We start from the raw sequence: 18,130 nt of genomic DNA on the forward strand, positions 1-18,130 counted from the left end.
GTGAGGTGTTCTAGTAAGTATCTGTAATGGAATGGTTTTATAGGTGGCATGCCGCTTGCGGAGCGGATGGCGGGCTTCATTACGGAGATATCGCCATGGCCATGTCCATCAATGCTGACGATTGCACCGCCTGTGGCGCCTGCGAAAGCGAATGCCCGTCGAAGGCCATTCGCTTCAAAGGTGCGGTTTATATGATCGACCCGAAGAAATGCACCGAATGCCAGGGGGCGGCCGACGCACCGCAGTGCGACGAGGTCTGCCCGTCCGGCGCAATATCGAAGGCAGCCTGACATGGCCTTCGTCGATCGGGAGATTGATATCGAGATCGACGGCCCGCCGCGCTTTCAGCCCGGCGACAAGGTGTCTGCCCGCCTCAACGTGAAGAACGACGGCACCTTTCCCGGCCGCGACATCGGCGAGCGCCTCGTTCACAAGGGCGATGTCGGCTACGTGCGCGACGTCGGCACCTTTCTGCAGCAGTTCTACATCTACGCGGTCGAATGGGTCGATCGCGGCATTCTGGTCGGCATGCGGGCGCGGGAACTTGTCGCACTCGATGCCCCCGAGACCACGGAGCGCGCCCAGCGATGAAAGTGATGATCCGCCAATCGGCCAAGGGCCTGTCGGCCTATGTCGCCAAGAAGGACCTGGAGGAGCCGATCGTCTCCCAGGAGAAGGACGCGCTTTGGGGTGGTGCCGTGACGCTGAAAAACGGCTGGGTGCTGGACCTGCCGGACATGCCCTTGGAAACCCGCCTTCCGGTGACCGTCGTTGCCCGCCGACGCGGCGAGGACGATTGACATGAGCGCGCTTCTCGCCGGTGGCCTTCTTGAGAGTCTCTCCGGTGAAGCTGCCCGCGCCGCGCTGTCGAGCCTGCGGGCCGAGCTTCTCGCCGATCGTCTCGTCCCCTATCTCGGCCCTGGTCTCCTGACCCTCGACTGGCCACCGCCGATGCCGGCCTCGCCGGAAGAGGTGGCCGCGGCATTGCAGAAACGCGTGCCGGTGCCCGGCCGCATCCGCGGCAACATGTGGGCCGTCGCCCAGTACATCGAAAGCCGCCGTCATCGCCGGACGCTGAAGAAGCTGATGGCAGACATCTTTGCCGCCGAGCCGCGCCCGTCGGCTTTCCACCGTTTACTGGCGGGCTTGCCACTCGGCCTCGTCATCGACAGCTGGTATGATGGCACGCTCGCCGCCGCCATGGCCGAGGTTGGGCGAGCCGACGTTGCCGACGTCCAGGGTATGTCGCGGGCCGCCATCGGCGAGGATCGTTGGCATCGGGCCTTCGATCTCGCCGGTCAAACCGCCGAACCGGAGAAAGCGCGTACGCTGCTCTACAGGCCGCATGGCGGCATCCGACCGGACGGCGACGTGCTGGTGTCCGACAGTGATTACGTCGAGGTGCTGACCGAGATCGACATTCAGACGCCGATCCCCGAGGAGGTCCGGACGCGACGGATGACGCGCGGCTTCCTGTTCCTCGGCTGTCGCTTCCACGACCAGATGCTGCGCACCTACGCCCGGCAGATCCTCAAGCGATCGGCCGGTCCGCATGCTTGCGTGGCCGATGCCGTGACGTTGACGGTCAACGAACGGCGCTTCCTCGCCGCGGAGGGCATCGCATTGCTCGACCTGCCCCTGGCGGAGGCGACGCGCCTTCTTGCCGGCTGATATTCGGGGCGGACGCTCTTTCTGACTCCCCACGTCTGTCCCATCTGGCCGCCCTTCGGGGCGGCCTTTTTCATGCGGCGGCCTTCGTCTTCCGACATCGACTGTCGATTTTTGTCGGACCCGCGACAGCCCCTGTTGCCACGTAGTCTTGCTGCCAAGAAGAGATAATGCATTGATTTACATTGAGTATCTCAAGCCATCGCCAGTTGGCACGCCCCTTGAAAATAGAGAGGCGTGAGGCGGCTCGTCGCTGCCGACCGAATTTGCATCCACCTCCCGATGCTTTTCGCGAAGACAAGGAACCATGACCATGGCAGCACTCCGCCAGATCGCCTTTTACGGCAAGGGTGGCATCGGCAAGTCGACCACCTCCCAGAACACGCTCGCCGCCCTCGTCGAGATGGGCCAGAAAATCCTGATCGTCGGCTGCGACCCCAAGGCCGACTCGACGCGCCTCATCCTCAACGCCAAGGCCCAGGACACCGTCCTTCATCTCGCTGCCGAACATGGTTCGGTCGAAGACCTCGAACTCGAGGACGTGCTGAAGGTCGGTTACAAGGGCATCAAGTGCGTCGAATCCGGTGGCCCGGAGCCGGGCGTCGGCTGCGCCGGGCGCGGCGTCATCACCTCCATCAACTTCCTCGAGGAGAACGGCGCCTATGACGACGTCGACTACGTCTCCTACGACGTGCTCGGCGACGTGGTCTGCGGCGGCTTCGCCATGCCGATCCGTGAGAACAAGGCGCAGGAAATCTACATCGTCATGTCCGGCGAGATGATGGCGCTCTATGCCGCCAACAACATCTCGCGCGGCATCCTGAAATATGCCAACACCGGCGGCGTCCGCCTCGGCGGCCTGATCTGCAACGAGCGCCAGACCGACCGTGAGCTTGATCTCGCCGAAGCCCTGGCCAAGCGCATCAACACCAAGCTGATCCATTTCGTGCCGCGCGACAACATCGTCCAGCACGCCGAACTGCGCAAGCAGACGGTCATCCAGTACGCGCCGGATTCCAAGCAGGCCGAGGAATACCGCCAGCTTGCGACCAAGATCCACGAGAATGGCGGCAAGGGCACCATCCCCACGCCGATCTCCATGGAAGAGCTTGAGGACATGCTGCTCGCCTTCGGCATCATGAAGACCGACGAGCAGATGATCGCCGAACTCGCCGCCAAGGAAGCCGCCCGCCAGGCAGCGGTTCCCGCCTGATCTCCGGGAGGATGCGTGGGCTCCGGGCCTTGACCCCGGTGTCCGCGCCTTTCCCGTTTCCTTCCGCGAGGACTTGATCCATGAGCGACAGTTACGAAAACGACGGCAAGGCCCACGAGCAATACATCACCGAGGTCCTTGCCCAATATCCCGACAAGTTTGCCAAGCGACGCCGGAAGCACCTCGCCGTCGCCAAGGCCGTGGAGGCGGCGCCGGACGCGCCGGTCGGCGAGGAAGGTCCGCTTCTCACCGAATGCGACGTCAAGTCGAACATCAAGTCGATCCCCGGCGTCATGACCATTCGTGGCTGCGCCTACGCCGGCTCCAAGGGCGTGGTGTGGGGACCGGTGAAGGACATGGTCCACATCAGCCACGGGCCGGTCGGCTGCGGCCAGTATTCCTGGTCTCAGCGCCGCAACTATTATGTCGGCACCACCGGCATCGACGCGTTCGGCACCATGCAGATCACCTCCGACTTCCAGGAGAAGGACATCGTCTTCGGTGGCGACAAGAAGCTCGACAAGGTGATCGACGAGATCGAAGCGATGTTCCCGCTGAACGGCGGCATCTCCGTGCAGTCGGAATGCCCGATCGGCCTCATCGGCGACGACATCGAGGCCGTCTCCCGCCGCAAGGGCAAGGAGATCGGCAAGACCATCGTTCCCGTCCGCTGCGAGGGCTTCCGTGGCGTGTCGCAGTCGCTCGGTCACCACATCGCCAACGACGCCATCCGCGATTGGGTGCTCGACAAGAGCGCCGAAGCCGAATGGGAAGCCGGTCCCTACGACGTCAACATCGTCGGCGACTACAACATCGGCGGTGACGCTTGGGCGTCTCGCCGCCTTCTCGAGGAAATGGGGCTGCGCATCTGCGGCAACTGGTCGGGCGACGCCACGCTCGCTGAGATGGAGCGGGCGCCCAAGGCCAAGCTCAACCTCATCCACTGCTATCGCTCGATGAACTACATCTGCCGGCACATGGAAGAGAAATACGGCGTGCCGTGGATGGAGTACAACTTCTTCGGCCCGTCGCAGATCGCTGCCAGCCTGCGCAAGATCGCCAAGCACTTCGGCCCGGAAATCGAAGCCAAGGCCGAGGAGGTCATCGCCAAGTACAAGCCGCTGGTCGATGGCATCGTCGAAAAATACGGCCCGCGCCTCAAGGGCAAGAAGGTCATGCTCTATGTCGGCGGTCTCCGCCCGCGCCATGTCATGACTGCCTACGAGGATCTCGGCATGGAGATCGCCGGCACCGGCTACGAGTTCGCCCACAACGACGACTACCAGCGCACCGGCCACTACGCCAAGCCCGGCACGCTGATCTACGACGACGTCACCGGCTATGAGCTGGAGAAGTTCGTCGAGAAGATCCGGCCGGATCTCGTCGGCTCTGGCATCAAGGAGAAATATCCCGTCCAGAAGATGGGCATCCCCTTCCGCCAGATGCACTCCTGGGACTATTCGGGCCCCTATCACGGCTACGATGGCTTCGCCATCTTCGCCCGCGACATGGACCTTGCCATCAACAACCCGGTCTGGGACCTGTTCGACGCCCCCTGGACGGACGGCGGAGAGTTGCTCGCCGCTGCCGAGTAGCCCGATGCGCTGCCCCTTCCCGTGAGGGGAGGGGTTTCTTCCGAAGCTCACCGTTTCACCACGCGCTGCCGCGTGACCGATACTCCATGCCCGTCTGGCCGCCGTATGGCGCGGCGCGGGCGATGAGGTCAGACAATGCCCCAGTCAGTTGAAAAGATCCTCGACCATGGCCCGCTGTTCCGCGAACCGGAATATCAGGAGATGTTCGCCCGCAAGAAGGCCTGTGACGGCGCCGCAAGCATCGACGCCACCGCCCTTCAATCCGAATACACTAGGGGATGGGACTACCGGGAAAAGAACTTCGCCCGCGAGGCGCTGGTCATCAATCCCGCCAAGGCCTGTCAGCCGCTCGGCGCCGTGTTCGCCGCCGCCGGTTTCGAGAAGACCATGAGCTTCGTCCATGGCTCGCAGGGCTGCGCCGCCTATTTCCGCTCGCATCTCTCCCGCCACTTCAAGGAGCCCTGCACGGCGGTTTCCTCGTCGATGACCGAGGACGCGGCGGTGTTCGGCGGCCTCAACAACATGATCGACGGTCTCGCCAACTGCTATTCTCTCTACCAGCCGAAGATGATCGCCGTCTCTACCACCTGCATGGCCGAGGTGATCGGCGACGACCTGCACGGCTTCATCGGCAACGCCAAGGCCAAGGGCTCGGTCCCCGAAGACTTCGACGTGCCTTTCGCCCACACGCCCTCCTTCGTCGGCAGCCACATCGACGGCTACGACAATGCCATCCGGGGCATTCTGGAGCACTTCTGGAAGGACAACCCGGCGTCGGCTGGTTCTTCGGAGACCATCAACATCGTCCCCGGCTTCGACGGCTTCTGCGTCGGCAACAACCGCGAGCTCGGCCGCATGCTTGGCCTGATGGGCGTCAGCTATACCTTCATCGGAGATGCCGCCGATCAGTTCGACACCCCGTCGGACGGCGAGTACCGCATGTATGACGGCGGCACCACCATCGACGAACTGAAGGCGGCCAAGGGCGCCAAGGCGACCGTCGCGCTGCAGCACTGGAACAGCCGCAAGACGCTGGAATACGCGGCGAGCGTCGGCCAGGAGACGGCGAGCTTCAACTATCCGCTCGGCGTCAAGGCCACTGACGATCTTCTCATGAAGGTCTCGGCGCTCAGCGGCAAGGCCATTCCCGAGGCCCTTCGCCTGGAGCGCGGCCGCCTCGTCGACGCCATGGCCGACAGCCAAGCCTATCTGCACGGCAAGCGCTACGCCATCTTCGGCGATCCGGACTTCGTCAAGGCGATGGCCCGCTTCATCCTGGAGACCGGCGGCGAGCCCGTCCATTGCCTCTCCACCAACGGCGGCAAGGAGTGGGCCGAGGATATGCAAAAGCTGTTCGATGGCTCGCCCTTCGGCAAGGACTGCAAGGCCTACGCGCAAAAGGATCTCTGGCACCTGCGCTCGCTGCTGTTCACCGAGCCGGTCGATTTTCTGATCGGCAACAGCCACGGCAAGTATCTCGAGCGCGATACCGGCACCCCGCTGATCCGCCTGACCTTCCCGATCTTCGACCGCCATCACCACCATCGCTTCCCGGTGATCGGCTATCAGGGCGGCCTCAGGGTGCTGACTACCATCCTCGACAAGCTGTTCGACAAGCTCGATGCGGAGACCAACATCGCCGGCGAGACGGACATCTCCTTCGATCTGACGCGCTGACGCCGTTTCGGTGGGGGCGCAGGCCTGGCTCCGGTCATGGGGCCAGGCCTTTTCTTTTGCGAAAGGTCGAAGCGGCCCGGCTGGCTGCCCAGTGCAGGCAGCGATCGGCCAATAAGCAATCTCGATATCGGCTTAGTTGATTTTATTCTCGTTAAACGATAATTATTCACCGTCAATCAGAAAGACGGTGTCCTATGCCTACCTATCGTCCGCTGTTCGCTGCCGCGTTGGCCTTCTGCCTTTCCTCCTGCGGCGCCGTGCCGCTCACCTCCTTACCGAGCCTTGCCCGCATCGATCCGCGCACGACCGATTTCTCCGTCATGATGGTCGCTCTGGCCGCTCCCCGGTCCATCGACGCGGTCGCCGGCAGCGTGCATGTCGAGTTCAAGAGCCGCGTTGATGACGCGCCGGAAAGAACGGACACGTTCGTGCTCGCCCCCACGACGGCACCCGTAGACCTCACCGACATGGTGGGCACGCTGCGCGAAAGCGAAAGCCTCTCTATCTACGCCCTGCCGCCGGAGGAAGCCGCCCGCCTGACCATCGCCCGCGACCAGCTGATTGCCGAGCGGGCGGCCGGCCACAAGGTGACGGCATCGATCGGCGTGACGGCGCGAAGCTTCTGTCTGGCCGGTGTGGTGCCGGCCGGCGATCTCCTGATCACCACCTATCTTCGCACTTCGGAAACCCAACGCTTCGTACCGCTGGTCCGCGATTTCGATCTCGCCTCGCAGCCCGATCTCACCGCCAGCCTCAGAACGCTGCCGCCCTGCTCCTCGGGCGCCGCAAAACCCGCGATATCATCGGTCGACGCGTCGCAAACCCGACAATGACGTGTCGCAGGTTCCGCAGCCACGCGACATGAGCTGCAGCGCCATGGCTGGAGATCAGGAAAAGCGAACGATTCCAGTCTGTTGATGAATGGGAACCCACTGGCACGTCGCTTGCGAAACACGCCTTGTGATCGCAAGCGACGAGGTGTCGATGTCCCTGGTCAGAACCGCCAACCTGTTCGACGAGCCGGCTTGCCCGACCAATCGGGAAAAGACCGAGACGGCGCGCAAGAAGGGCTGCTCGAAACCACTGACCCCCGGCGCGGCGGCCGGCGGCTGCGCCTTCGACGGCGCCAAGATCGTGTTGCAGCCGATCACCGACGTCGCCCATCTGATTCATGGGCCGATTGCCTGCGAGGGGAACTCCTGGGACAACCGTCACGCCGCCTCGTCGGGCTCCGACCTCTGGCGGCGATCGTTCACCACCGATCTCACCGAGCTCGACATCGTCATGGGCAACGGCGAGAAGAGGCTGTTCAAGGCGATCCGGGCCATCGTCGAGCGGCATGATCCCCCCGCCGTCTTCGTCTATTCCACCTGCGTCACCGCACTGATCGGCGACGACATCACCGCTGTCTGCAAGCGCGCCGCTGAGCGCTTCGGTCGGCCGGTGGTTCCCGTCGAGGCGCCTGGCTTTGCCGGCTCCAAGAACCTCGGCAACCGTCTGGCCGGCCAGACGCTGCTCGATCATGTCATCGGCACTGCCGAGCCTGACGATGTCACGCCCTATGACGTCAACATCCTCGGCGAATACAATCTCGTCGGCGAGTTCTGGTTCGTGAAGCCACTGCTCGAGGAGCTCGGCATCCGCCTGCGCGCCGTCATTCCCGGCGACGCACGTTATCGCGACATCGCCACCGCCCACCGCGCCAAGGCCAACATGATGGTCTGCTCCTCGGCGCTGATCAATCTCGCGCGCGGCATGCAGGAGCGCTGGGGCATTCCCTATTTCGAGGGCTCCTTCTACGGCATCGCCGACACGTCGGCAGCCATTCGGGGCATCTGCGGGCTGTTGGTGGAGCAGGGCGCACCAAGCGCACTTCTTGATCGGGCCGAGGCGCTGGTCGCCCGCGAGGAGGCGATCGCCTGGCAGCGCATCGCACCGCTGAAACCCCGGCTCGCCGGCAAGCGGGTGCTGCTCAACACCGGTGGCGTCAAGAGCTGGTCGATGGTGGACGCGCTTCAGGAAGCCGGCATGGAGGTGATCCGCACCTCGATCAAGAAGTCGACCGAGGAGGACAAGGCGCGGGCGCTGGCCGCGCTCAAGGACGAGAAGCATCTGTTCGATCGTCTGGCCCCGCGCGAGATCTACCGCATGCTCGCCGACGGCGAGGCCGACATCATGCTGTCCGGCAGCCGCACCCAGTTCATCGCCCTGAAGGCGAAGACGCCCTGGCTCGACGTCAACCAGGAACGTCATCATCCCTATGCCGGCTACGAGGGCTTCGTCGAACTGCTCAGGCGGATCGATCTCGCCGTCAACAGCCCGGTTTTCCCGGCCCTTCGCCAGCCGGCGCCCTGGGACGAAGCCGGGCGGCTGACAGCTCAGCCAGTCATTCCGACTGACGTCGCTCACAGCTTTCGCAAGTTCGCGAGTGGCGCCCTTGAAGACTCCGACGATTGCTGAGGAGACGGTCATCCCGATGAATGAAGCCCGCTCGCTCTCCACCAATCCGCTGAAGTCGTCGCAACCGCTCGGCGCCGCCTATGCCTTCCTCGGCATTGAGGGCGCCATGCCGCTTCTTCATGGCAGCCAGGGCTGCACCGCTTTCGCGCTGGTGCTGTTCGTCCGCCATTTCAAGGAGACCATCCCCATCCAGACGACGGCCATGAACGAGGTGTCGACGGTGCTCGGCGGTACCGACCATCTGGAGGAGGCCATTCTCAACATACGCCAGCGCGCCAACCCCAAGCTGATCGGCGTCTGCACCACGGCTCTGGTCGAGACGCGTGGGGAAGATTTTGCCGCCGACCTCGCTGCCATCCAGGCGCGCCGCGCCGATGCCCTCGGCGATTGTCGCGTCGTTCTGGCCGAGACCCCCGATTTTCGCGGTTCCATCGAGGAAGGCTGGAGCGCCGCCGTCACGGCGATGATCGAGGCGCTGACCCGGCCGACGACGCGCCGGGATCCCGAACGCCTCGTCGTCCTCGCACCCAGCCACTTCACGGTCGGCGACATCGAAATCTTGCGGCAGACGGTGGAGGCCTTCGGTCTCGTACCGGTGATCTTGCCGGATATCTCGGGATCTCTCGACGGCACGGTGCCGGATCGCTGGATACCCTCCGCCTACGGCGGCACGAGCGTCGCGGACATCGAGACGCTAGGCGCCGCCTGTCATTGCATAGCCGTCGGCGAGCATATGCGCCGCCCGGCCGAGACGCTGCGCCGGAAGACCGGTCTTGCCTTCACGCTCCTGCCGACGCTGACCGGACTAGCCGCCGCCGACCGATTTGTGGCGCTGCTCGCCCGCCTGTCCGGCCGGCCGGTTCCGCCCTCGATCCGCCGCCGTCGCTCGCAGCTTCAGGACGCCATGCTGGACGGGCATTTCCACTTCGGCGGCCGCAACATCGCCATCGCCGCCGAACCGGACCTCCTCTACCAGATGGCAAGCTTCTTCGCCGAGATGGGCGCCGAGACCACCGTCGCGATCGCATCGACGCCGGACAATCCTATCCTGGCCGCCGTGCCGGCCGAGGTGACGGTCGGCGACCTTGGCGATCTGGAGGAGCGCGCGGCCGGCGTCGATCTTCTGGTTAGCCATGCCCACGGCCGGCAGGCGTCGGAACATCTGGGCATCCCGCTGTTCCGTGTCGGCTTTCCGATTTTCGACCGGCTCGGCGCCCAGCACCGCCGTAGCGCGCTCTACGAGGGCACGCGCGACCTGATCTTCGAGGTGGCGAACATGATGATCGCCGCTGCCGACCACCACGCCACACCCGAAAGCCTCAATCCGCTTCGCAACCGGGAGATGCTCCATGACAGCCGTCCGTCGCCTGAGCCTCGTCGACACTGACGCGGCGGCCGATGCCGCGCCACCGCCCGGAGCGGTGCGCGTCGCCATCGCCTCTACCGATCTCAAGGCGCTCAATGCCCATTTCGGCTCGGCGCCCAAGTTCGCGGTCTATGACGTGACGCCGTCCGGCTGGAGCTTCGTCGAAGCCGTCGAGTTCGAGGGCAACACCGACGGCGGGGGCTCGCATCGGAGCGATGGCGACGACCGCATCACGCCCAAGGTCGACGCGCTCGCCGGCTGTCACCTGCTGTTCTGCCTCGCCATTGGCGGGCCGGCGGCCGCCAAGGCGGTGGCGCAGCGCATTCATCCGATCAAGGCGCAACAGGCACCGATCGATGAGGTGCTTGAGAAGGTGCGCGTCATGCTGACCGGCACGCCGCCACCCTGGCTCCGCAAGGTGCTGCAGGCGGCCGGCGTTGGCGCTCCCCGCCCCGATTTCGAGGACGATTGAGCCCATGAACGATATCGCCATGCAACCCGCCGCGCTCGACCATCCCTTCGTCAAGACGCTGGCCCGCCTGGTCCGCGCCGCCGACAGCCACGGCGTCTGGGACCGCAAGTCCGACGCCGAGGTGCTGGCCGATTTCATCGTCAGCCGCGAGGATCGTCGATCGCGCCCGATCATCGACGACCCCGATCCCGATATCATCGACCGAGTGGAGGCCTTCTATGGCGCTGTCGGCCTGGCCGTCGAGCAGGCGACCGGGCGCATCGCCTCGCCGATACTGAAGCTCAACCACGAGGGCTTCGGTCGCGTGCTGCTCACCGCCGGTCGGCTGGTGGTGATCTCCCGGACGTTGCGCGACGTCCATCGCTTCGGCTTCGACGATTTCGCGGCGCTGGCCGCTGCCGGCGGCAAGCTGGTCGACGAGGCTATCGCCATGATCGGCCGCTTTCCCGAGGTCGCCGATTTCTGAGCTACCTACCGAACCATCCGAGCTGGAGACATTGATGGCCGACTACACCACCCGCGACGGCAGTCCCTGGACGCCGCTGTTCCTCGTTTCGATCGATGGCGGCGCCTGCATCGGCTGCGCTCGTTGTTTCAAGGTCTGCGACCGCGACGTCATGCACCTCTATGGTGTCGACGACGAAGGTGAGATCCTCGGCAAGGTGGTCGAGGACGACGATGACGATTTCGACGGCGAGCTCAACCGAAAGATCATGGTCGCCGACAATGACGGCGCCTGCATCGGCTGCAACGCCTGTGCCCGCGTCTGCCCGAAGGCTTGCCAGAGCCACGCCACGCCCGACAAGCTGGCGGCGTAACGCTCTTCCCTACTGTCAGAAGGTCGGCAGGAGCGGCACGACGTTGCCGCTCTCCGCTTCCATCCGGGCAAGCATCTTCCGGCGCCGCTGATCGGTCTCCTGCCACCAGGCGCGTACGACGCGCAGGCGGCAGGCGAGGAGGGTGCCGATGCCGCCGGTGAACCGCAGCCAGGCCTCCACGTCTTCCCGGCGGATGGCGGTCAGAACGGGCAGGCCGAAGGCGGCCAAGGTGCCGAAGGCATCGGCACGGCCGCCGCCGGCAATCTCGGCCGCGCCGAAGCGAGGGATGATGGCGAGATCGGCCTGCGCTTCGATGGCTGCGCAGATGCGGCGTGTCATCGCGGCAATCTCGCCTGGAGCAAGGGAAATGCGTGGTTGCCGCCAGCAATCGCCGGTCAGGAGATCGGCCGCGGTCACCTCTCGGCTCGGCGGCTCGTCATCCGGCAGATGGATGGTGCCTCCGACCCGTCGTCCCGCGGTCCGCAGTTCTTCGGTGAAGAAGGCAATGAGATGGTCCACCGAAGCCCCCTCATCGAAGACGATCGCCGCAAGCTCGGACGCGTTGATCCCGAGAGGATCGAGAGCTGGAAAACGATCAAGCAGGCGGCGAGTCATGGGTGCTCCCTGTCGGACGCGAGGCTGTGGTGACGAGTGTCTCGCAAAGGCTGGGCCAACCGCTTCAAGCGTTATGAAAATTGCTATATAACGAAACACGACTTCGCAACCCAACGGAGATGAGCATGCGACTTTCGGCACGTAACATATTGAAGGGCAAGGTCGTGGCGCTGACGCGAGGCGCCACCACCACCCACGTCAAGGTGGAAGTCGTTGACGGCATGGTCGTGACCGCCTCGATCACCAACGAGGCGGCGGATGACCTGGGACTGGCGGTCGGCATCGACGCCGCCGCCATCATCAAGGCTTCGGACGTGATGATCGGCGTCGACGCGTGACCTGATCCCGGCACGGTCTTTGCGCTGCCCCTCCTTGATTGCTCCGGAAACTCGCCAGGCGGCTTTCGCCTGTCGGATTCCCGACAGAGATGAAGGAGGTGGCACATGCCGGCGTCGACCTTTGCCCGTCACTATGCGGAGATTCGCATCGCTGCCGGTCCGGCGCATGACGAGACGGAGGCGTTCGACAGCCATGTTCTCGCTGCCATTCTCGCGTCGGCTCAGACCGAGGCGGACATGAGCGGCGTCGGTCTTGCCGATGGCCTTGGGCTCTCGAACCCAGAGATTGCCCGTCTCGTCGATTGTCACTTTCCCCGCTGGCACCCGGCCGGCTTCGCCGATCTGGCTTCCGGCGCTCCTTCGGATGAGGAAACGCTTCTCATCGATCTTCTGTTGGCTCACCGGTCCGGACCGGAGCCCGTCGCGGGCTGGCTCGCCGTCATGATCGCCCGCCGGGCCATGCGGCCCGATCACCTCTGGCAGGATCTCGGACTGAACGATCGCGGCGAGCTCAATCGTCTTCTCGCGCGCCATTTCCGTAGCCTGCACGCCGGCAATACCGGCAACATGCGCTGGAAGAAATACTTCTACCGCGTGCTCTGCGAGGCCGAGGGCTTTTCGCTTTGTGCGGCGCCCTCCTGCGCCGTCTGTACAGATTTCAACAACTGCTTCGGCGAGGAAGATGGCCTCAGCCGGCTGGCCGATCTGCGCCGACGTGTGGAGCTGGCCGCCTGAGTTGTCCAGGGTCGTGTCGGATTCCCGACATGTCGAGCTGTCCATAAACAATTACAAAGGGTTAGGTCCTGGCATACCCTGTGCAACACGGATACCGACGTCTTCGCTCACCCAAATACGAGAGACAGTTCCATGATCGAACTCACCGACAATGCAGTCGACGCCGTGCGGACCGCGCTTATCGGGGCCGGTGATCGGGCGGAGGGCCTGCGCATCGTCGTCGAGGCCGGCGGCTGCGCCGGTCTTCAATATCGCATGGGCCTTGAGAAGGATGAGCGTCCCGGCGACCTCGTTCTGGAACAGGGCGGCATCAGGCTCTATCTCGATGCGCTTACGCAGCGCCATATCGGAGGCCTCGTGGTCGACTTCATCGACGGCGTCGAGCAGTCGGGTTTCGTTTTCGACAATCCCAACGCCGCCTCCCGCTGCTCCTGCGGCAAGTCTTTCTGCTGATACCAAGATGCATTGAAAATGCGGCTTGGTATTCCGCTTGCCGATTTCTCATGCCCCTGACGCGAATGAGAAATCGGCAATGACTTCAATGAGTGGATGCGACAGCATCTTCGCGAGTTGCTATGAGAGGCGCCATGACCTGTCCGATTGATCGCCCCGTTCCCAGCACCGCCGGCATTCTCGAAAGAATGAGGCGTCTGTCCTCGGCCGAGGAGTTTTTCGAGGTGCTCGGCGTCCGCTTCGACCGAGAGCGTCTCGCTGTCTGCCGCCTGCACGTCCTGAAGCGGATGGGCGAGATGCTGGCCGGCGACGATCTCGAGGATTTGCCCGACAGCGTTGCCGCCGCGCGCGCCCGCTCCATGCTGGAGCGCGCCTATCGGGAGTTTGCCGGCGCCTCGCCACTCGAGAAACGCCTCTTCAAGGTGCTGAAGGACCGTGACCCTTCCCGTCCGGTCGAACCGCCGCGTCGGCCCTTCGTGGCACTTGGCGATGCCCTGCGGCCGATCGATGGTCGTTGAGAGGCTGGAGCAGTCTTTATCGTGGCTCACGCCGATATCAGCGAGGCAGGAACTCCCGACGGCGACCTGATCGGGCATTCGACCAACCTCGTCGGGTTGTCGACGCCCTTTCTCGCCGACGTCGCCTTCAATGCCCGGCCGGTGCCCGTCCACATTTCCGGCGTGCGCGAGATGAACGGTCCCCTGTTCGAGATGCTCGGCCTTGCCGACGACCTCGCCGAGGCGGGCGATGCCTTCGCAGCCTACATGATGGCGATGTTCGGCATCGACCGCGAGCAGCGCGAAGCGGGGAACGGAGCGGAGCGGCGGCGCTACCGCTCGTCCTACCTGCGGCTGATCAAGGGATGGGGCTATGACAGCAACAGCCCGGAAGGCGCGGTGCTGAAAGGCTGGGTAGAGAGCCGCTTCGGCATCTTCCCGACGTTTCATCGGCAACGCCTCGTCCGGCAGGCGCCGGCCGCCTGGGCGGCCTACGTCGCCGAGAAGATGTCGAGCCGCTTCCACAACAACGCCATCATGACCCAACTCGACCTGCTCTACGAGTTCTGCCAGTGGGCGCTCGTCCGTTTCGCATGCCCGACGGAAACCCATCTGACGCTCCATCGCGGCGTCAATGACTTCGACGAGCATCCCATTCGCGAACGCCTCGATCGGCGCCGGGTAGTGATGCGCCTCAACAGCCTGTCGTCCTTCACGGCCGAGCGCGACATTGCCGACTGTTTCGGCGACGTCATCCTGACGGCGCGGGTGCCGCGCGAGAAGATCCTGTTCTTCAACACGTTGATGACCTCTCACCCCCTCAAGGGCGAGGGAGAGTATCTGGTCATTGGCGGCGATTACGAACTCAGCGTGTCGCGATGAACCGGGTCGTCCTCCAGGAAAGTCCGGCAGATGGCGGGAGGCCGGCATGACCGATCCCGGCGTGGCAGACCGGGCGCTTGCCGCCTTCCTCGGCCTTGCCATCGGCGACGCGCTCGGCGCCACCGTCGAGTTCATGACCCCGCGCGAGATCGTCGCCGAACACGGCGTTCTGCGCGACATCGTCGGCGGCGGCTGGCTGCATCTCAAGGTCGGGGCGGTGACCGACGACACGGCGATGTCGCTGGCCTTGGCACGCTCGCTTGCCCGACGGGGAACCCTCGATCTTCTCGATCTTTGTGAGGAGTTCGCCGCCTGGCTCAAATCCGGTCCGCCCGATGTCGGCAACACCTGCCGGCGCGGTATCCGGCGCTATATTCAAAGAGGCATCGTCACGGGGCCGCCGAACGAGGGTGATGCTGGCAATGGCGCCGCCATGCGAATTCTGCCGGCGACGATCGCCAGCTATCGCGATCCGGCGCGCGCCCGCCGCTGGGCGGTGGATCAGGGCCGCGTCACCCACAATCACCCCCTGTCGGATGCAGCCTGCGATACGCTCGCCGGCATGCTTGTTGCCCTGATCGCGGGGGAAGGTCGCGCCGGCGCGGCACGGCTCGCCGACGGTCTGGTCGGGCGCTATCCGACCTTTCGCTTCGTTCCCTATCGGGGCATGTCCTCGGCTTATGTGGTCGACACGCTGCAAACGGCCTTCGACGGCTATTTCGCGACGGCTTCCTTCGAGGACTGCCTGATCCGCACCGTCAACCACGGGGGCGATGCCGATACCACCGGGGCCATCGCCGGCGCATTGGCCGGCGCAACCTACGGTCTCGAAGCGATCCCGAAGCGCTGGCTGAAGGCTCTTGATCGCGACACCGTCGCGACGATCCGCGCTTTGGTGCCGGCCCTGCTGGCCGTGGCCGAGCGCTGAACACTTGGCCGGTGGGGGGCCTTGGCCTGGTCACCGCCTCGCTTGCTGCAGGATGATATGCGGCGCGATGTCTTCCAGCGACAGGATCGTGTCGACGCCGCCGCGGGCGATGGCTTCCTTTGGCATGCCGAACACCACGCAGCTTTCCTCGTCCTGCGCGACGGTGTGGGCGCCGGCCTCCTTCATCTCGAGAAGCCCGCGCGCGCCGTCGTCGCCCATGCCGGTCATGATGACCCCGACGGCATTGGGGCCGGCCGCCCGCGCGGTCGATCGGAACAGCACGTCGACGGATGGCCGATGGCGCGATACCAGCGGCCCGTCCTTCACCGCGACATGGTAGCGCGCGCCCTGGCGTTCGAGCAGCAGGTGGCGGCCGCCGGGGGCGATCAGCACGTGGCCGCGCAGCACCGGGTCGCCGTCTTCGGCTTCCTTGACGCTGACCTGGCACAATCCATCGAGCCGTTTGGCGAAGGCAGCGGTGAAATGCTCGGGCATGTGCTGGACGATGACGATTCCCGGAGCATTGGCCGGCAGCGCCATGAGGAACTCGCGCAGCGCTTCGGTTCCGCCCGTCGACGCCCCGACAGCCACGATGATTTCGGTGGTCTTGGCCATGGCGCCATGTGCGACCGGCGGCAACATGGCGTCGGCCGTGAGTTTCGGCGCTGGCGTTTTCAGTCCCGCTGGGGCAGCCGGTGGCGCATTGCGCCGCCGTCCCAGGCGGGCGCGGGCCGCGCTCTTCACGGTGTCGCAGATCAGCATGGCCTGCTCGGCAAGGTGGTCGGCGGCAGCGATCTTCGGCTTCAGGATGACGTCGACCGCACCGGCTTCCAGCGTCTGCATCAACGTTTCCGAACCTTCCTCCACCAGCGACGAGCACATCACCACCGGGATGGGGTGCTGGGCCATCAGCTTCTTGAGAAAGGTGATGCCATCCATGCGCGGCATCTCGACGTCCAAGGTGATGACGTCGGGGATGTCCTCCCGAAGCCGTTTGGCCGCCACGAAGGGGTCGGCGGCCACGCCGATCACCTCGATCTCCGGGTCATTGCCGAGGATGGTGGAAAGTGTCTGCCGGACGGAGGCGGAATCGTCGACGATGAGGACGCGGACACGTTTCTGACTGGTCAACGGCATCTCGCTCCGCGCGGTGGGTGCCTCTTCTTCGGCGATCGCCTCGGCTGGCGTCACCCCCTGGGCCTAACATGGTGGCGAGCGGCGCGGCAAGTCGGCTTTGGATGCAGCGGTTTGCCGCGCGGCACCGCCGATTTGCCGACCGAACGACGCCTCAGACTCTCTGAAAGATCGTGTTTGCGACGGTTCGGACCGGCAGGTTGAACCCGGTTATCGATTCCGAGTGCCCGATGAACAGATAGCCCCCCGGCGCCAGGCAATCGCAGAGGCGCGCCAGCACCTTGGCCTGCGTGGGCTTGTCGAAGTAGATGAGCACGTTGCGGCAGAAAATGACGTCCACGGGCTCGCCGATTGGATAGGTCTCGTCCATGAAGTTCAGACGCGCGAAGCCGACCTTGGATCTCAGCTCCGGTGCGATGCGCACGAGGCCGCTTTGCGTGTCGCTAGAGCGACGAACGAACCGCTGCATGTAGTTTTCCGGCACCGGAGCCAGCATCGCTTGGTGGTAGATTCCCTTGCGGGCGGCGGCGAGGACGTCGGTCGACAGATCCGTTCCGAGGATGAAGTAGCTGAGCGGCCCTGAGGTCTCGGCAAAGTCGGCGAGGACCATGGCGGCTGTGTAGGGCTCAGCCCCCACCGAGCAAGCCGCACTCCACACTCGGATCGCGGTGCGGCCGCTGCGCATGAACGCGGGCAGGACGGTCCGCTGCAGGAACTCGAAGTGTTTGGGCTCGCGGAAGAAATCGGTCTTGTTGGTGGTCACCGCGTCGATGAGCGCCACCATCTCGGTCTCAAGACCACCGCCGTCGAAGAGATAGGCGCAATAGGCGTCGAGGCTAGCAAATCCCGTGGAGCGCAGACGGCGGCGCAGGCGGCCCTCCAGCATGGTTTGCTTGCCCGGAGGCATCTTGATGCCGCTGTAGGCGCTGACGAGTGCCGACAGTCGTCGGAAGTTCTTCGCGCTGAGCTGGTCGACCGAACGATCGGAGTGCAGGGCCTCGACAGATGACAAGGGCTCGGTCCTCATGGATGGGGGAAGGAGGCCGGCCCCTCCCGATCATTGGGAGGTGCCGGGTACTTGGTCGTCGAGTTTCAGGCGACGGCTCGGTTTGTATCCGGGCCGGCGAGGGCTGCGAGGTCGTTGGTTGCGAGCAGTCTTGCGAGGTCGATGACGACGACGAAGCCCTGGTCGCGACGGACGACGCCGTCGATGTAGTCCGAGTTCCAGTGAATGCCGATGTCGGGTGCGGCTTCCAGCTGGTCGTCGCGGAAGGCGGCG

General features: G+C 64.7%; 22 protein-coding genes and 1 pseudogene. 19 read left to right on the forward strand and 4 right to left on the reverse strand.

Features of this window, described 5'->3' with window-relative positions; all coding sequences use genetic code 11:
- Positions 1 to 95: 95 nt before the first annotated feature.
- The 13 genes from CXZ10_RS20865 (at position 96) to fdxB (ending at position 11,269) form a co-directional block, all read left to right on the forward strand.
- Positions 96 to 290 (forward strand): 4Fe-4S binding protein, encoded by a 195-nt coding sequence (locus tag CXZ10_RS20865; RefSeq protein ID WP_101291300.1) that lies wholly within the window; start codon positions 96 to 98, stop codon positions 288 to 290.
- Position 291: 1 nt separating this feature from the next.
- Positions 292 to 591, forward strand: coding sequence for a nitrogen fixation protein NifZ (locus CXZ10_RS20870; RefSeq protein WP_101291301.1), 300 nt, complete (start codon positions 292 to 294; stop codon positions 589 to 591).
- The gene (gene nifT, locus CXZ10_RS20875) at positions 588 to 800 is read left to right on the forward strand and encodes a putative nitrogen fixation protein NifT (protein ID WP_101291302.1); all 213 of its coding nucleotides are present in this window, start codon (positions 588 to 590) and stop codon (positions 798 to 800) included. Before CXZ10_RS20870 ends, nifT begins: the two co-directional genes overlap by 4 nt.
- Before the next feature lies 1 nt (position 801).
- The gene (locus CXZ10_RS20880) at positions 802 to 1,671 is read left to right on the forward strand and encodes an SIR2 family NAD-dependent protein deacylase (RefSeq protein WP_101291303.1); all 870 of its coding nucleotides are present in this window, start codon (positions 802 to 804) and stop codon (positions 1,669 to 1,671) included.
- 310 nt (positions 1,672 to 1,981) lie between these two features.
- The gene (gene nifH / locus CXZ10_RS20885) at positions 1,982 to 2,881 is read left to right on the forward strand and encodes a nitrogenase iron protein (protein ID WP_101291304.1); all 900 of its coding nucleotides are present in this window, start codon (positions 1,982 to 1,984) and stop codon (positions 2,879 to 2,881) included.
- An 80-nt stretch (positions 2,882 to 2,961) separates the two neighbouring features.
- A complete protein-coding gene (gene nifD / locus CXZ10_RS20890; protein WP_101291305.1) occupies positions 2,962 to 4,476 on the forward strand; it encodes a nitrogenase molybdenum-iron protein alpha chain in 1,515 nt (504 codons plus the stop codon).
- Positions 4,477 to 4,611: 135 nt separating this feature from the next.
- The gene (gene nifK / locus CXZ10_RS20895; RefSeq protein ID WP_101291306.1) at positions 4,612 to 6,153 is read left to right on the forward strand and encodes a nitrogenase molybdenum-iron protein subunit beta; all 1,542 of its coding nucleotides are present in this window, start codon (positions 4,612 to 4,614) and stop codon (positions 6,151 to 6,153) included.
- A 194-nt stretch (positions 6,154 to 6,347) separates the two neighbouring features.
- Positions 6,348 to 6,986: a hypothetical protein gene (locus CXZ10_RS20900; RefSeq protein WP_101291307.1), complete on the forward strand. Its 639-nt coding sequence runs from the start codon at positions 6,348 to 6,350 to the stop codon at positions 6,984 to 6,986.
- A 151-nt stretch (positions 6,987 to 7,137) separates the two neighbouring features.
- On the forward strand, positions 7,138 to 8,613 hold the full coding sequence (nifE, locus tag CXZ10_RS20905; protein ID WP_101291324.1) for a nitrogenase iron-molybdenum cofactor biosynthesis protein NifE: 1,476 nt from the start codon (positions 7,138 to 7,140) through the stop codon (positions 8,611 to 8,613).
- Positions 8,614 to 8,629: 16 nt separating this feature from the next.
- Positions 8,630 to 10,000 (forward strand): nitrogenase iron-molybdenum cofactor biosynthesis protein NifN, encoded by a 1,371-nt coding sequence (nifN, locus tag CXZ10_RS20910; protein WP_101291308.1) that lies wholly within the window; start codon positions 8,630 to 8,632, stop codon positions 9,998 to 10,000.
- Positions 9,963 to 10,451 (forward strand): nitrogen fixation protein NifX, encoded by a 489-nt coding sequence (nifX, locus tag CXZ10_RS20915; protein ID WP_180336116.1) that lies wholly within the window; start codon positions 9,963 to 9,965, stop codon positions 10,449 to 10,451. The genes nifN and nifX overlap by 38 nt, the downstream gene beginning before the upstream one ends.
- A 4-nt stretch (positions 10,452 to 10,455) precedes the next feature.
- Positions 10,456 to 10,917 (forward strand): NifX-associated nitrogen fixation protein, encoded by a 462-nt coding sequence (locus CXZ10_RS20920; protein WP_101291309.1) that lies wholly within the window; start codon positions 10,456 to 10,458, stop codon positions 10,915 to 10,917.
- 34 nt (positions 10,918 to 10,951) lie between these two features.
- Positions 10,952 to 11,269 (forward strand): ferredoxin III, nif-specific, encoded by a 318-nt coding sequence (gene fdxB, locus CXZ10_RS20925; RefSeq protein WP_425298932.1) that lies wholly within the window; start codon positions 10,952 to 10,954, stop codon positions 11,267 to 11,269.
- A gap of 15 nt (positions 11,270 to 11,284) precedes the next feature.
- On the opposite strand, the gene CXZ10_RS20930 is transcribed toward fdxB, so the two are convergent.
- Positions 11,285 to 11,884, reverse strand: coding sequence for a DUF2478 domain-containing protein (locus tag CXZ10_RS20930; protein ID WP_101291311.1), 600 nt, complete (start codon positions 11,882 to 11,884; stop codon positions 11,285 to 11,287).
- Positions 11,885 to 12,009: 125 nt separating this feature from the next.
- Between CXZ10_RS20930 and CXZ10_RS20935 the strand changes: the two genes are divergently transcribed.
- The 6 genes from CXZ10_RS20935 (at position 12,010) to draG (ending at position 15,717) form a co-directional block, all read left to right on the forward strand.
- Positions 12,010 to 12,222, forward strand: coding sequence for a TOBE domain-containing protein (locus CXZ10_RS20935; protein WP_101291312.1), 213 nt, complete (start codon positions 12,010 to 12,012; stop codon positions 12,220 to 12,222).
- A 105-nt stretch (positions 12,223 to 12,327) separates the two neighbouring features.
- Positions 12,328 to 12,957: a nitrogen fixation protein NifQ gene (locus tag CXZ10_RS20940; RefSeq protein WP_101291313.1), complete on the forward strand. Its 630-nt coding sequence runs from the start codon at positions 12,328 to 12,330 to the stop codon at positions 12,955 to 12,957.
- 132 nt (positions 12,958 to 13,089) lie between these two features.
- Positions 13,090 to 13,410 carry a HesB/IscA family protein gene (locus tag CXZ10_RS20945; RefSeq protein WP_101291314.1) on the forward strand — a complete coding sequence of 107 codons (321 nt, stop codon included), beginning with the start codon at positions 13,090 to 13,092 and terminating at the stop codon, positions 13,408 to 13,410.
- 134 nt (positions 13,411 to 13,544) lie between these two features.
- On the forward strand, positions 13,545 to 13,928 hold the full coding sequence (gene nifW, locus CXZ10_RS20950) for a nitrogenase stabilizing/protective protein NifW (protein WP_101291315.1): 384 nt from the start codon (positions 13,545 to 13,547) through the stop codon (positions 13,926 to 13,928).
- Between the two features lie 21 nt (positions 13,929 to 13,949).
- Complete coding sequence (locus CXZ10_RS20955; protein ID WP_244617191.1) at positions 13,950 to 14,789, forward strand: NAD(+)--dinitrogen-reductase ADP-D-ribosyltransferase; 840 nt, start codon at positions 13,950 to 13,952, stop codon at positions 14,787 to 14,789.
- A 46-nt stretch (positions 14,790 to 14,835) separates the two neighbouring features.
- A complete protein-coding gene (gene draG, locus CXZ10_RS20960) occupies positions 14,836 to 15,717 on the forward strand; it encodes an ADP-ribosyl-[dinitrogen reductase] hydrolase (RefSeq protein WP_101291317.1) in 882 nt (293 codons plus the stop codon).
- 30 nt (positions 15,718 to 15,747) lie between these two features.
- Here draG and CXZ10_RS20965 read toward each other — a convergent pair whose 3' ends face one another.
- The 3 genes and pseudogenes from CXZ10_RS20965 to CXZ10_RS20975 all read right to left on the reverse strand — a co-directional run.
- On the reverse strand, positions 15,748 to 16,848 hold the full coding sequence (locus tag CXZ10_RS20965) for a protein-glutamate methylesterase/protein-glutamine glutaminase (protein WP_244617192.1): 1,101 nt from the start codon (positions 16,846 to 16,848) through the stop codon (positions 15,748 to 15,750).
- Between the two features lie 157 nt (positions 16,849 to 17,005).
- The gene (locus tag CXZ10_RS20970; RefSeq protein ID WP_425298935.1) at positions 17,006 to 17,863 is read right to left on the reverse strand and encodes a CheR family methyltransferase; all 858 of its coding nucleotides are present in this window, start codon (positions 17,861 to 17,863) and stop codon (positions 17,006 to 17,008) included.
- Positions 17,864 to 17,943: 80 nt separating this feature from the next.
- Positions 17,944 to 18,130: pseudogene (locus CXZ10_RS20975) on the reverse strand (chemotaxis protein CheW); the annotation flags it as partial.

Origin of the sequence: Pleomorphomonas diazotrophica (genome assembly GCF_002844595.1) — a bacterium.
Taxonomy (GTDB): Bacteria; Pseudomonadota; Alphaproteobacteria; order Rhizobiales; family Pleomorphomonadaceae; genus Pleomorphomonas; species Pleomorphomonas diazotrophica.

Coding starts and splice junctions, on each gene's coding strand:
- nifX (WP_180336116.1), top strand. CDS start 9,963: ATGACAGCCGTCCGTCGCCTGAGCCTCGTCGACACTGACGCGGCGGCC.
- CXZ10_RS20870 (WP_101291301.1), top strand. CDS start 292: ATGGCCTTCGTCGATCGGGAGATTGATATCGAGATCGACGGCCCGCCG.
- nifN (WP_101291308.1), top strand. CDS start 8,630: ATGAATGAAGCCCGCTCGCTCTCCACCAATCCGCTGAAGTCGTCGCAA.
- nifE (WP_101291324.1), top strand. CDS start 7,138: ATGTCCCTGGTCAGAACCGCCAACCTGTTCGACGAGCCGGCTTGCCCG.
- nifW (WP_101291315.1), top strand. CDS start 13,545: ATGACCTGTCCGATTGATCGCCCCGTTCCCAGCACCGCCGGCATTCTC.
- nifD (WP_101291305.1), top strand. CDS start 2,962: ATGAGCGACAGTTACGAAAACGACGGCAAGGCCCACGAGCAATACATC.
- nifH (WP_101291304.1), top strand. CDS start 1,982: ATGGCAGCACTCCGCCAGATCGCCTTTTACGGCAAGGGTGGCATCGGC.
- draG (WP_101291317.1), top strand. CDS start 14,836: ATGACCGATCCCGGCGTGGCAGACCGGGCGCTTGCCGCCTTCCTCGGC.
- CXZ10_RS20880 (WP_101291303.1), top strand. CDS start 802: ATGAGCGCGCTTCTCGCCGGTGGCCTTCTTGAGAGTCTCTCCGGTGAA.
- CXZ10_RS20865 (WP_101291300.1), top strand. CDS start 96: ATGGCCATGTCCATCAATGCTGACGATTGCACCGCCTGTGGCGCCTGC.
- CXZ10_RS20940 (WP_101291313.1), top strand. CDS start 12,328: ATGCCGGCGTCGACCTTTGCCCGTCACTATGCGGAGATTCGCATCGCT.
- CXZ10_RS20945 (WP_101291314.1), top strand. CDS start 13,090: ATGATCGAACTCACCGACAATGCAGTCGACGCCGTGCGGACCGCGCTT.
- fdxB (WP_425298932.1), top strand. CDS start 10,952: ATGGCCGACTACACCACCCGCGACGGCAGTCCCTGGACGCCGCTGTTC.
- CXZ10_RS20930 (WP_101291311.1), bottom strand. CDS start 11,884: ATGACTCGCCGCCTGCTTGATCGTTTTCCAGCTCTCGATCCTCTCGGG.
- CXZ10_RS20920 (WP_101291309.1), top strand. CDS start 10,456: ATGAACGATATCGCCATGCAACCCGCCGCGCTCGACCATCCCTTCGTC.
- CXZ10_RS20935 (WP_101291312.1), top strand. CDS start 12,010: ATGCGACTTTCGGCACGTAACATATTGAAGGGCAAGGTCGTGGCGCTG.
- CXZ10_RS20900 (WP_101291307.1), top strand. CDS start 6,348: ATGCCTACCTATCGTCCGCTGTTCGCTGCCGCGTTGGCCTTCTGCCTT.
- nifK (WP_101291306.1), top strand. CDS start 4,612: ATGCCCCAGTCAGTTGAAAAGATCCTCGACCATGGCCCGCTGTTCCGC.
- nifT (WP_101291302.1), top strand. CDS start 588: ATGAAAGTGATGATCCGCCAATCGGCCAAGGGCCTGTCGGCCTATGTC.